Source organism: Sphingomonas prati, assembly GCF_014643515.1.
GTDB classification, from domain to species: Bacteria; Pseudomonadota; Alphaproteobacteria; order Sphingomonadales; family Sphingomonadaceae; genus Sphingomonas_R; species Sphingomonas_R prati.
On sequence record NZ_BMJP01000002.1, the window covers coordinates 316,819 to 329,439 of the forward strand.

The following is a 12,621-nucleotide window of genomic DNA, read 5'->3' on the forward strand; positions in this document are numbered from 1 at the left end:
CTTCCGCGTCCGCCTTGGCATGGCGCGGGTCCGCTCCGCAAGCCGGCGGGTCTTGAGCGACCACCGACCGCACCATCGCGCCGCGCCGCTTGCCGCGATGCGGACAAGGTGCTTTATCGATCCGGAGACCCCCCGCCCCGTTGCCAGACCGTCCGGAAACCGATGATCCTCATCTGCCCCGCCTGTTCCACCCGATATCTGGTCCCGGACACGGCGATCGGCACCACGGGCCGCCAGGTCCGCTGTGCCGCCTGCCGCCACAGCTGGTTCGAATCGGCCCCCGCCACGGTTCTGGCCACGGAACCGCTGCCGACCGTTGCCGCCACACCCGCGCCGACTCCGGCCCCGGTCGCCGCACAGCCCGCCCCGGTCGCACCGCCGCCGGTTGCCGCACCCACGCCGACCCCGACCGCCGATCACCCACGCCGCGTCTACGGCGAGGAGGACCTCGCCGCGCGCAGCGGGATCGACCCGTTCGCGCACGCCCCGCCGTTCCGCCCGCGCCGCAACCCGGCCAAGCTCTGGACGCTGATCGCGGTGCTGGTCGGTGTCCTGCTGATCGCGGCGATCGCGGCGCTGCTCGTGCTCGTCCCCGGCGACATGGCCGGCCGCGTGGGGCTCGCCACCGGCAGCACGCAGAAACTCTACGTCAAATCGCTGCGCCAGGAACGGCGCGTGATGGAAAGCGGCAACGAACTGCTGGAGGTCAGCGGCGTCGTGATCAACCCGACCGACACGGTCCAGCCGGTGCCCGACATCCGCGCCGAACTGCGCGATGCGTCGCGCCGCACGGTCTATAGCTGGACGATCACGCGGCCCGCCCGCACGCTGCAACCCGGCGCCAGCGTCGATTTCGACAGCGCCGCGGTCGATGTGCCGAAGGGATCGGCCGACGTCAGCTTGCGTCTGGCGGAACCGATCGCGAACTGAGCCCCAGCCGCCGCGCGATCACCGCGAACCGCGCGCCCTGCAACGCGGCGGCCGCCACCATCCCGCCGCCGCACGCCAGCGCCAGCCCCGGCGCGCCCCAGCCCGCGACGTACAGCCACCAGCCGAGCCCGCCGGTCACCCCGAAATAGGCCACCACGCCGTTCACCCCGGCCGCCACCTGATCGCCCAGCGACCTAAGCGCATAGACCAGCACCAGCTGAATCCCGTCGAACAGCATGAACGGCGCCAGCGTCGCGACCAGCACGATCCCCATCCGGATCGCCGCCGGGTCGGGCGCGGACAGCGGCGGCACGATCCAGTCCGCGGTCAGCCACAGGATCGCACCCATCCCGCCCATCGCCAGCGCCGCCAGCGCGACCGCGATCAGCGTGCGCGGCACCGCCTGCTCCGGCTCGCCCGCCCCGACCGCGTTCCCGACCCGCACGCCCGCCGCCGATCCGAACCCCAGCGCCGTCGCAAACGCCAGATTGTGGAGCGAGAACATGGCCTGAAACCCCGCCGCTGCCACATCGCCCAGCCGCGTCGACAGCACGATCAGCCAGGCGAAACCGATCAGCTCCAGCGCCGACGTCAGCGCCGGCACCACGCCGAACCGCGCGACCTGCGGCACATCGCGCAACGCCGCGGTCCAGGCCGCCACGGACAGGTCGCGAATCCGCCGCGGCCCGGCATCCGACACGGTCCAGGTCGCCCCCAGCAACGCGACCGCGCCCAGCGCCGACACCGTCGCGGTCGCATGCGCCGCGCCCACCGCGCCCAGCGCCGGCAGGCCCGCATGTCCGCCGACCCACGCCCAGGCCAGCACCGCATTGGCGGGCAGCATGATCAAGTTCACCACCGTCACGCGCCCTGGGCGGCTGATCCCCTCCAGGAAATATCCCGTCGCGATCAGGATCAGCTGCGCGGGCATCGCCGCCGCCATCGCGCGCACCACCGCGCCGCCCTCCGGCACCAGCGCGGGCGCCACGCCCGCCGCGCGCAGCATCGCCTCGCCCTCCAGCCACAATGTCCCGCCCAGCAGCGCGCCGAGCAGCACCGCATAGATCAGCCCGACGCGCAGACAGCCGCCGGTCTGCGCCGGATCGCGCGCCCCGTCCGCCCGCGCGGTGAACACCAGCACGCCGACCAGCGCGGCCAGCCCCATCACGATCATGACGAACGTGACGCTTCTGCTTGCGGCCAATGCCGCCAACTCGTCCACCCCCGCGCGGCCGACGACCGCGACGTCGATCAGGTGCATCAACGTCCAGTTGAGGCTGCCCAGCGCCACCGGCCACGCCAGCGCGGTCAGCGCTCTGGCCTCGTCCTGCCAAGCTGTCGGAAACATCCTCACGCCGCGCTCGGTACAGCCTCCCCCGCCCCGCGTCACGCGTCCGGTCGCATCGGAAAGGGTCACCGGCCAAAGGCGGTTGCGATCGGCCGACACCGCTGCTAGAGACCGCCGCCTACCAATGTCGCGGTTCGCCGTGGCAAGGTCCCTGATGTGCGGTCATGGCGAAATGGTAGACGCGCAACGTTGAGGTCGTTGTGTCCGAAAGGACGTGGAAGTTCGAGTCTTCTTGACCGCACCATCATAGAAAAGCCGGGCCGGGGATCACCCCAGTCCGGCTTTTCTGTGTCTGGGGCTCTTCGGTTTCTAAGCCCCTCTCCTTCAGGGGAGGGGATGGGGTGGGGGCAGCAGCACCTCACCCGCAACGTCGTAGGCTTGAAGCGCTCAGCCCCACCCTAACCCCTCCCCTAAAGGAGAGGGGCTAAGGGCAGTAATCAGCTCCGACCGCGATACGGCTTCGGCTGATACTTCGGCGCACCGTTGCCACGCGCCGGCGGCGGACCGCGCCGCACGCGGGTCTGCTGCGGCGGCGGGCGATCGCCCAGCGGTTCGATCGAGACATCGTCCTCGCCGCCCGCGGTCCGGCGCAGCGCTTCGGCGAAACGCTCGGCCACCTCGCGGCGGACCTCGAACACGGTCTCCGAATCACCGATCCGGATCGCGCCGATCTCGCTCTTGGTGATGTGCCCGCGACGGCACAGCAGCGGCAGCAGCCAGCGCGCATCGGCATTGCCGCGGCGGCCGACGTCCATCCGGAACCAGATCGTGTCCTCGAACCCCTGGCGCGGGCCTTCCATGCGCTGCGCGACCTGCTGATCACTGTCGGCGAACATGTCCTCCGGCTCGGGCAGGCGGGCACGGTACGACCGCACCAGCGCCGCCGCGATATCCTCGGCCGGATGCTTCTCGAGCAGCGCGCGTGCGACCGCCAGATCGTCCTCGGCCGCGGCACCCGGCTGGATCGTCTCGACCAGCCGCTCGTGATCCTTCTCGCGGATCATGTCCGCGGTCGGCGCCTTCTCCCACCGTGGGCGGATGTTGGCGGTCCGCATCATGCCCTCGGCCCGGCGCCTGCGCGGGAACGGGACGATCATTACGCAGACGCCCTTGTTCCCGGCGCGGCCGGTACGACCCGAACGGTGCTGCAACGTATCGGCACCCACCGGCAGTTCGGCGTGGATCACGAGTTCGAGCCCGGGCAGATCGATGCCGCGCGCGGCGACGTCGGTGGCGACGCACACCCGCGCCCGGCCATCGCGCAGCGCCTGCAAAGCATGGCTGCGTTCCGACTGCGACAGCTCGCCCGACAGCGCCACGGCTGCAAAGCCGCGCTCCACCAGGCTGGCGTGCATGCGGCGCACATTGTCGCGCGTGGCGCAGAACACCAGCGCGCCGGGCGCTTCCTGGTAGCGCAGCACGTTCACGACGGCATGTTCGATGTCGGCCGGTGCGACGGTCATCGCAATATAGTCGATGTCGGCATGCGATTCGCCGCGCGCCATCGTCTCGATACGGTGGCCGTTCTTCTGGTAGCGGCGCGCCAGATCGACGATCGGCCGCGGCAGCGTGGCGGAGAACAGCAAAGTGCGGCGGCTGTCCGGCGTCGTGTCGAGGATCTGCTCGATATCGTCGCGAAACCCAAGGTCCAGCATCTCGTCGGCTTCGTCCAGCACCACGGCACGCAGGCCGTCGAGCACCAGGCTGCCACGCTCGAGATGGTCGCGCAGCCGGCCCGGCGTCCCGACCACGATATGCGCGCCCTGCGCCAGATTGCGCTGCTCCTGCCGCACGTTCATGCCGCCGACGCACGACGCGACCCGCGCGCCGGTCTGCAGATACAGCCACTTCAGCTCACGCTCGACCTGCAACGCCAGCTCGCGCGTCGGGGCCACGACCAGCGCCAATGGCTTCTCGGCATAACCGAACCGCTCTTCCCCCTGCAGAAGCTCGGCGGCGAACGCCAAGCCGAACGCGATCGTCTTGCCGGAACCGGTCTGGGCGGACACAAGAAGGTCGCGGCCGACGGCGTCGGGCTCCAGCACGGCGGACTGTACGGCGGTGGGCGTTTCGTAACCGCGTTCGGTCAACGCCGCCGCCAGCAAGGGGGGCAGTTGGGAAAAAGGCATAGATTATCCGGATCGGGTAAGGGAGTAATCGCGCCCTATAGCACCAAACCCGCGCTCCATCCACTCGCCCACGCCCACTGGAAATTATACCCGCCCAGCCAGCCCGTCACGTCGACCGCCTCGCCCACGAAATACAGGCCCGGCGCGGCCTTCGCCTCCATCGTGCGCGACGACATCCCGGCCGTATCGACCCCGCCCACCGTCACCTCCGCCTTGGCGAACCCCTCGGTCCCGTTCGGCGTGAAGTCCCAGCCATTCAGCCGCCGCCCCGCCGCCTCCAGCTTCGCATTGGGCTGGTCTGCCATGTTGCCCGGCATCGCCAGCGCGTCCGCGACCACGCCGGCCAGCCGATCGGGCAGCAGGTCCGCCAGCACGCGGCGCAGCTCGGTCCGCGGCCGCATCCGCTTCGCCTCCAGCAGCGCCGCCGTCGCATCGCGTTCGGGCAACAGGTCGATCGCCACGCTGTCGCCGTGCCGCCAATAGGACGAGATCTGCAGGATCGCCGGCCCGGACAGCCCCTTGTGCGTCAGCAGCGACGCCTCGCGGAACGCCGCCTTCCCGCACTTCGCCACCGTATCGAGCGCGACCCCCGCCAGCCCGCGAAACGCCAGCGCATCGCCACCGAGAGTCAGCGGCACCAGCGCCGGCCGCGGCTCGACCACCTTGCACCCGAACTGCCGCGCCAGGTCGTAGGCATAGCCGGTCGCCCCGATCTGCGGGATCGCCGGGCCGCCCGTCGCCACCACAAGCGACGCCGCCGTGAACCGAGTCCCGTTCGCGATTACGACATACTCGCCGTCGCGCGTCACAGACTCGATCCGGTGCCCCAGCCGCAGCTCCACGCCGCCCGCACGCATCTCGTACGCCAGCATGTCGACGATCTGATGCGCCTTGCCGTCGCAGAACAGCTGCCCCAACGTCTTTTCGTGCCACGCGATGCCGTGCCGATCGACCAGCGCGATGAAGTCCGCGGCCGTGTAGCGCCCCAGCGCGGACTTCGCGAAATGCGGATTCTTCGACACGAACCGGTCGGGCACCGTGCCGATATTGGTGAAATTGCACCGCCCGCCGCCGGAGATCAGGATCTTCTTCCCCGGCGCATCGGCATGGTCGATCACCACCACCCGCCGCCCGCGCTGCCCCGCGGTCAGCGCCGCCATCATGCCGGCCGCCCCCGCGCCCAGCACGATCGCGTCATAGTGTTCGGTTGCGGCCGCCTGTTCCATCGCCCCGCACTGCCCCCGTCCGGGACCGAATGTCCACATCCGCGCTGCATATTTGAACCGACAGCCCGCGCGATCCGTATTAGCATCCACTGTTGTCCAACCGGGAGCCCGCGTGCCGCCGTCCACCGCCCATATCCACGCGATCGGCACCGCCGTCCCGTCCCACGACATCCACCGCGCCTTCGTCGACTGGGCCGCGGCACGCCTTGAGGCGCCGGGAGGAATTGGGGCCGGCGACCGTCGCGCGGCCGCACTGTTCCGCCGGATGGACCAGCGCGCGGGCATCGCGGCACGCTGGTCGGTGCTGCCCCCCACCCCCACCGGCGGATCACCGGTCGCGAACGGCGGCTTCTACGCGGTCGATCCGCTGCCGCCGACGTCGGCGCGCATGGCGATCTATGCCGATGCCGCCCCGCCGCTCGCGCTCGCCGCGATCGCAGCGCTGGCCGAGCAGACCCCGCTAGACGCGATCACCCATCTGGTCGTGGCCAGCTGCACCGGCTTCATGGCCCCGGGGCTCGACCAGATCCTGGCCGACCGGCTCGGGCTCGATCCCGCGGTCGAACGCACGCTCGTCGGCTTCATGGGCTGCTACGCCGCGATCGTGGCGCTGCGCACCGCACACCACATCGTCCGGTCGGAACCCGCGGCACGCGTGCTGGTGGTGACGGTCGAACTCTCGACGCTCCACCTGCAACCCGCGGGCGAGCTCGAACCGCTGCTCGCCATGCTGCAATTCGGCGACGGGGCCGCCGCCGCGCTCGTCACCGCTGACCCCGCCGGCTTCGCGATCGAACGCCCGTTCGCCGCCACCCTGCCCGACACTGCGCACCTCATCCGCTGGGCGATCGGCGACACCGGCTTTGCGATGCACCTGTCGGGCGAGGTCCCCGGCCATATCGGCCGCGCGCTGACCGACCCCGCCTTCCGCGACCGGCTGTTCCCCGACGGGGTCGCCGCGATCGACACCTGGGCGGTCCACGCCGGCGGCCGCTCGATCCTCGACGCGGTCGAAGGCGCGCTCGGGCTCGACCCCCACGCACTCGACGCTTCGCGCTCCGTGCTGAAACGCTACGGCAATATGTCGTCGGCCACGCTGATGTTCGTGCTGGCCGACCTGCTCGACCGCCCCGATGCCCGGAACGGCCTCGCGGTTGCGTTCGGCCCCGGCCTTGCCGCCGACGGTTTCCGGTTCCACCGCGCATGAGCCTGGCCACCCGCAGCACCGCCGAGGAGGCGATGGACGCGCCCGACTTGCCCGAAGCGGACTACCGCGCCGTCCTGGCCGATCTCGCCACCGTCAACACCGTCACCATGGCCCGCCGCCCGACGCTCGATTTTCTCGCCCGCGCCGTGGGCACGCGCAAACGCTTCCGCCTGCTCGACGTCGGCTATGGCGAGGGCGACATGCTCCGCGCCATCGCGCGCTGGGCGGCGAAACGCGGGATCGTCGCGGACCTCGTCGGGATCGACCTCAACCCCAACAGCGCCGCCGCCGCCCGCGCCGCGACACCCGCCGGCGTGACCATCGACTACCGCACCGGCGACTATGCGGATCTTGCGGGTGGCGGTTTCGATATCGTCGCCTCCAGCCTCGTCGCGCACCACATGACCGCGCCGCAACTCCGCGCCTTCCTGCGCTTCATGGAGGCCGAAGCCGCCGCCGGCTGGATCGTCAACGACCTCCACCGCCACGCCTTCGCCCATGCCGGCTATCCGCTGCTCGCGACCGTCATGCGCTGGCACCCGATCGTCCGCGCCGACGGCCGGCTGTCGATCGCCCGCGCCTTCCGACCGGCGGAATGGCACGCGATCCTCGTCGACGCCGGCATCGGCCCCGCGGCAAAGGTCGTGCGGCGCTTCCCGTTTCGGCTCTGCGTGGAACGGTTGCGATGACCCCGCTGATCGCCGGCGGCGGTCCCGCCGGTGCAACCGCCGCGATCCTGCTCGCCCGCGGCGGGGCGGCCCCCCGGCTGCTCGAACGGACCACGGGCGCGCACGACGTCGTCTGCGGCGCCTTCCTCGGCTGGGACGCGCTCGCCAGTCTCCGAGCGCTGGGCATAGATCCCGCCGCACTCGGGGCACACCCCATCACCCGCGTCCGCGTGATCGCAGGCGGCCGCATCGTCGAAACCGCGCTCCCCCACCCCGCCGCCGGCCTCTCGCGCCGCATCCTCGACGAGGCACTCCTTGCCGCCGCCACGACCGCCGGCGCCCGCATCGATCGCGGCATCACGATCCGCGACGCGACCGGCACCACGCTCCGCCTGCGCGACGGCGACACCGCGACCGGCGACGCGCTGTTCCTCGCCACCGGCAAGCACGACCTGCGCGGCCTCGCCCGCCCGCGGCCCCTGGCCCCCTCGATCGGCTTCCGCACCGCGCTGCCGCTCTCACCCAAGCTCACCGCCGCCCTCAGCGGCATGATCGAACTGCACGCCTTCGACGGCGGCTATGCCGGCATCCTGTTGCAGGAGGACGGCCGCGCCAATTTCTGCCTGTCCGCCAGCGCCGACCGCATCGGCCCCGGCGGCGTCGACGCGTTGCTCGCGGACGTCGCCCACGACGCTCCGCTGCTCGCCGATCGCGCCGCCACCGCGCAGGACTGGGTCGCGATCGCCGGCGTGCCCTATGGCTGGCGCACGGGGGAGACCGAACCCAACCTCTTCCGGCTGGGCGACCAGGCCGCCGTCATCGCCTCGCTCGCCGGCGACGGCGTCGCGATCGCCCTCGCCAGCGGCGCGTCCGCAGCCAGAGCCTATCTCAAGACCGGACCCGCCGGCGCACAGGCCTGGCAACGCGACTTCGCCGCCCGGTCGCGCCGCCCGCTGCTCGTCGCCTCCACGATCCGCCACATGGCAGAACATCCGCGCTGGCGCGGCCCGATGACCGGCCTGCTCGCCGCCCTTCCCGGTATCGCCCGCATCGCCGCGCGCGCCACCCGCATCGGCCATTGACGGAACACGGCACGCTACCCAAATTTAGCTCATGGAAAAAATCGAGAAAACCGACGCCGAGTGGCGCGCCACCCTCTCCCCGGAACAGTATCAGGTGCTGCGCCAGGCCGGCACCGAACGCGCCTTCACCGGCCCGTTGAACGATAACAAGGCACCCGGCGAGTATCATTGCGCCGCCTGCGGCACCCTGCTGTTCGACAGCGCGCAGAAATATGACTCCGGCAGCGGCTGGCCCAGCTTCACCGCCCCCGCCGAAGACGGCGCCGTCGACGAGCATGTCGACCGCGCCCACGGCATGGTCCGCACCGAAGTCCGCTGTGCCGCCTGCGAAGGGCATCTCGGCCACGTCTTCCCCGACGGCCCCGGCGAAACCGGCCTGCGCTACTGCATGAATTCCGCCGCACTCGCCTTCGAACCGCGCGAGGACTGACCGACCATCCCGGCGCAAGCCGGGATCACCCTTCCGGTCGGGGCAAACGGGCCAACCCCCGTTACCCACCGTCCCGCCGGTCCCCGCTTGTCGCGCCATCGCAACCCGTCTAATCCGACGGACCATAGATGGCACGCTCCCCCAGCTCCCCCGCCGCCAATCCCGAGCCTCGCCGCGGCAAGCGGTTCGGGACCATCGTCAAATGGCTGGTCGCGATCGGCGTCGCCGGCCTGGTCGGCACGTTCATCGCGGTCCTGATCGCGGTCGCCTCGCTGCCCGGCTATGACGAGCTGAAGCTCAGCCCCAACGGACAATCGATCCGCGTGCTGGCGGCGGACGGCACCCAGATCGTCAACATGGGCCCCGCCCCCGGCGAATGGATCCCGATCGATCAGGTCCCGTCCGTCATGCAGGACGCGGTCGTCGCGGTGGAGGATCGCCGGTTCTACCGCCATCCCGGCATCGATCCGATCGGCATGGCGCGTTCCGCCAAGACGGCCTGGGAACGGCGCGGCACCGGCCGCCGCCTCCAGGGCGCGTCGACCATCACGCAGCAGATCACCCGCAACATCTTCCTGACCAACAGCTACACCGCCGGCCGCAAGATCCGCGAGATCATCCTGGCGATGGCGATGGAATGGAAATTCTCGAAGCGTCAGATCCTCGAACTCTACCTCAACCGCGTCTATTTCGGCGGCGGCGCCTACGGCATCGATGCTGCATCGCGCAAATTCTACGGCCACCCCGGCACGCGGTTGAGCCTGGGCGAGGCCGCGATCCTGGCCGGCCTGTTCAAGGCACCCTCCAACTACTCCCCCAGCGCCGACGCACAGGCCGCGGTCGAACGGGCGCGCGTCGTGCTGTCCGTCATGCGCGACGCCGGCAAGATCAGCTACGCCGAGCAGGCCGAGACCGACCCTGCCGACGTGAAGCTCGCCCCCGAACCCAAGCGCAACAGCGTGCGCTACTTCACCGACTGGGCACTGGCGCAGCTCGACACCCTGATCGACGAGACGACCGCCCCGATCGACGTCTACACCACGCTCGACCTCGGCATGCAGCGCGACGCCGACAACGCGATCCGCGCCAACACCCCCGCCGGGCTGCAGGCAGCGCTCGTCTCGCTCGACCGCGACGGCGCGGTGCGCGCGATGGTCGGCGGAAAGGACTATGTCTCGTCGATCTACAACCGCGCGACACAGGCCGAGCGCCAGCCCGGATCCGCGTTCAAGCTGTTCGTCTATCTCGCCGCGCTCGAATCGGGAATGACGCCGTCCACCCCGGTCGTCGATGCGCCGATCAACATCGACGGGTGGAGTCCGCGCAACGCATCGCGCCGCTTCTCCGGCCAGATCGACCTGCGCACCGCGTTCGCCTTTTCTATCAACACCGTCGCCGCGCGGATCGGGCAGCAGGTCGGGTTCGATACCGTCGCCGACATGGCCCGCCGGTTCGGCATCACCACGCCGATCAACACCCACCCCGCCATGGTGCTCGGCTCCTCCAACGTCCGGCTGATCGACATGACGCGCGCCTTCGCCTCGGTCGGCAGCGGCGGCGTCGCGGTCATGCCCTACGGCATCCTGCGCGTGGTGCAGCAAGGCACGCAAGAGGTGCTGTACGAACATCGCGCCGACGACACCCGCGTGCTTGTCGCACCCCAGGTCGCGGCGCAGATGACCGACCTGCTCCAGACCGCGGTCAACACCGGCTCCGGCCGTGCGGCGCAGATCGGCCGCCCTGTCGCGGGCAAGACCGGCACGACCTCGTCCAACAAGGACGGCTGGTTCCTCGGCTTCTCCAGCGGGCTCACCACCGGCGTCTGGATGGGCCGCGACGACGCCAAGCCGGTCGGCGGGTTGCAGGGTGGCCGCGCTCCTGCCGCCGCCTTCGCCGCCTTCATGCGGCAGGCCGTCGCGAACCGTCCCGATCCTGGCTTCAATACCGACGTGACGCTGCCCGAATGGCAGCTCGAGCCCGACGAGGAAGCCTATTTCGGCGAGCCCGACCAGAATTTCGTCGACGAGAACGGCGAACCGACCGCCCCCGTCGACATCGCTCCCCCCGCGCCCCGCGCACCGGTCGAAGACGACTCCGAACCCCAGGCCCCCGCCCCGGAGCCGCGCGGCCCCGAACTCGACAGGCAATGGCTCGACGGCGTCCTCACCCGCGGCGACCGCCCCGAACGCGCGCCACGCTACGAACGCCAGCCCCGCAACGACCGCCCGGACCCCGACGAACAGTTCTAGCGCGCGACCGTATCAAACGGATGCCGTCCCTGATCCGTTTGGTCCGAGCCTGTCGAGAACCTGCGCTGGCGTATCGAGCCGCTCGTACAGGTGCTGACCTAGGCACCTACGACGACGCTAAGCCTGCCGCCCATATCCCTGGATCAGCGCCCCATTGCGCCGCAGCCACTCCCGCTCCACGCGCGGATCGCGCCCGTACAACCGCGCCACCGCCGCATGAAACGCCGCGCTGTGGTCCATGTGGATGCGGTGCGCCACCTCATGCGCCACCGTCGCGCGCCGCACCGCGGGCGGCGCCAGGATCAGCCGCCAGCTGTAGCGGATGTCGCCCCCCGACGAACAACTCCCCCACCGCGACCGCGCATCACCGATCCCGACCGCGCCCACCGCGACCCCCGCCAGCGCCGCATATTCGCGCGTCTCCGCATCCAGCACGCGCCGCGCCTCCGCCGCCAGCCAACGCAGCACGCGCCGCGCGACCAGCTCCTCCGGCCCACCGAGGTGCAACCCGTCCGCATCGCGCCGCGGCGTCCGCGGCCCATCGGCGCACCACAGGACCGGCAGCGCGCCGTCTTCGTACGGGATCACCGCCCCCGGACCGATCGCCGGACAACTCGGGATCGCCGCCAGCTGCGCCTCGATCCAGTCGCGCTTGCTCTCCACCCACGCCAGCGCAGGCTTTAACGCCCCGCGCGCCGGCATCGTCAGCCGCACCGACCGGTCACGCGGATCGACCCGCAGCCGCAACGCCTTCGACTGCGCCATCCGCCGCACGACCAGCGGCGCATCGCCGAATGACGGCAACTTGGGGGCAGGGCGCGAAAACAGACTCATCGCGCCGATCTATAACGGATCAAGTCGCCCGCGAACCGGCTTTTCGCGCAGTCCGGCGCTAGCTTTGCGGCTGGAGTTCAGGCTCGGGCAGCGGCGGCTCGAGTTCGGGTTTGGTTTCACGGCGTGCTTCAATCGCCTGACGCTCCAGCTCCCATTCGCGGCGCATCTGCTTCATCAGGCCGCTCTGCCCGCCCGCCCCGTCCGGGCTGCTGCTGTCCGGACGCCCGCTCCGCGCCGCCTCCTCCGCCCACGCATTGCGCGTTCCCCACGCGGTCGCAGCGCCGGCCTTGCGCGGCTGCGGCTCCGCCCGGATCACGTCGGGGATCCGGTAAAGCTCCTCCGTCCGCCGACCACAGACGGTGATCGAGTCCGATCGTACGCCCTGCCGCGGACAGGGCGTCGCGGCTCCCGTCAGCGCCCGCGACCGCGCCAATGCATCGGCCGACGTCGTCCCCTGCCCCGCAGCGGTCCCGGCGACATTCAGCAACAGCAGCGACAGTCCGTGTCGCAACGGTCGC

11 protein-coding genes and 1 tRNA gene are annotated in these 12,621 nt (G+C 70.9%); 7 read left to right on the forward strand and 5 right to left on the reverse strand.

Annotation, left to right across the window (positions count from 1 at the left end; all coding sequences use genetic code 11):
• Positions 1 to 162: 162 nt before the first annotated feature.
• A complete protein-coding gene (locus tag IEX50_RS09375) occupies positions 163 to 930 on the forward strand; it encodes a zinc-ribbon domain-containing protein (protein ID WP_157176732.1) in 768 nt (255 codons plus the stop codon).
• Here IEX50_RS09375 and IEX50_RS09380 read toward each other — a convergent pair.
• On the reverse strand, positions 896 to 2,278 hold the full coding sequence (locus IEX50_RS09380; RefSeq protein ID WP_157176851.1) for an MATE family efflux transporter: 1,383 nt from the start codon (positions 2,276 to 2,278) through the stop codon (positions 896 to 898). The two genes, IEX50_RS09375 and IEX50_RS09380, sit on opposite strands and share 35 nt — an antisense overlap.
• A gap of 158 nt (positions 2,279 to 2,436) precedes the next feature.
• Between IEX50_RS09380 and IEX50_RS09385 the strand changes: the two genes are divergently transcribed.
• Positions 2,437 to 2,522, forward strand: a tRNA-Leu gene (locus tag IEX50_RS09385).
• A gap of 193 nt (positions 2,523 to 2,715) precedes the next feature.
• Here the strand turns inward: IEX50_RS09385 and IEX50_RS09390 are convergent.
• Both IEX50_RS09390 and IEX50_RS09395 read right to left on the reverse strand, forming a co-directional pair.
• On the reverse strand, positions 2,716 to 4,407 hold the full coding sequence (locus IEX50_RS09390) for a DEAD/DEAH box helicase (protein ID WP_157176731.1): 1,692 nt from the start codon (positions 4,405 to 4,407) through the stop codon (positions 2,716 to 2,718).
• A gap of 35 nt (positions 4,408 to 4,442) precedes the next feature.
• A complete protein-coding gene (locus tag IEX50_RS09395; protein WP_157176850.1) occupies positions 4,443 to 5,633 on the reverse strand; it encodes a BaiN/RdsA family NAD(P)/FAD-dependent oxidoreductase in 1,191 nt (396 codons plus the stop codon).
• Positions 5,634 to 5,745: 112 nt separating this feature from the next.
• Here IEX50_RS09395 and IEX50_RS09400 point away from each other — a divergent pair, with 112 nt between their 5' ends.
• The 5 genes from IEX50_RS09400 (at position 5,746) to IEX50_RS09420 (ending at position 11,269) form a co-directional block, all read left to right on the forward strand.
• Positions 5,746 to 6,840 carry a type III polyketide synthase gene (locus tag IEX50_RS09400; RefSeq protein WP_157176730.1) on the forward strand — a complete coding sequence of 365 codons (1,095 nt, stop codon included), beginning with the start codon at positions 5,746 to 5,748 and terminating at the stop codon, positions 6,838 to 6,840.
• Positions 6,837 to 7,529 (forward strand): methyltransferase domain-containing protein, encoded by a 693-nt coding sequence (locus IEX50_RS09405; RefSeq protein ID WP_157176729.1) that lies wholly within the window; start codon positions 6,837 to 6,839, stop codon positions 7,527 to 7,529. Before IEX50_RS09400 ends, IEX50_RS09405 begins: the two co-directional genes overlap by 4 nt.
• A complete protein-coding gene (locus IEX50_RS09410) occupies positions 7,526 to 8,590 on the forward strand; it encodes an FAD-dependent monooxygenase (RefSeq protein ID WP_157176728.1) in 1,065 nt (354 codons plus the stop codon). The genes IEX50_RS09405 and IEX50_RS09410 overlap by 4 nt, the downstream gene beginning before the upstream one ends.
• Before the next feature lie 31 nt (positions 8,591 to 8,621).
• Positions 8,622 to 9,020 carry a peptide-methionine (R)-S-oxide reductase MsrB gene (gene msrB, locus IEX50_RS09415; RefSeq protein ID WP_076068846.1) on the forward strand — a complete coding sequence of 133 codons (399 nt, stop codon included), beginning with the start codon at positions 8,622 to 8,624 and terminating at the stop codon, positions 9,018 to 9,020.
• 128 nt (positions 9,021 to 9,148) lie between these two features.
• Positions 9,149 to 11,269, forward strand: coding sequence for a transglycosylase domain-containing protein (locus tag IEX50_RS09420; protein WP_157176727.1), 2,121 nt, complete (start codon positions 9,149 to 9,151; stop codon positions 11,267 to 11,269).
• Between the two features lie 117 nt (positions 11,270 to 11,386).
• Here the strand turns inward: IEX50_RS09420 and IEX50_RS09425 are convergent, their stop codons facing one another.
• Both IEX50_RS09425 and IEX50_RS09430 read right to left on the reverse strand, forming a co-directional pair.
• Positions 11,387 to 12,103, reverse strand: a complete 717-nt coding sequence (locus IEX50_RS09425) for a M48 family metallopeptidase (RefSeq protein WP_229673853.1) — start codon at positions 12,101 to 12,103, stop codon at positions 11,387 to 11,389.
• Positions 12,104 to 12,161: 58 nt separating this feature from the next.
• On the reverse strand, positions 12,162 to 12,614 hold the full coding sequence (locus tag IEX50_RS09430; protein WP_157176726.1) for a hypothetical protein: 453 nt from the start codon (positions 12,612 to 12,614) through the stop codon (positions 12,162 to 12,164).
• Positions 12,615 to 12,621 lie beyond the last annotated feature (7 nt).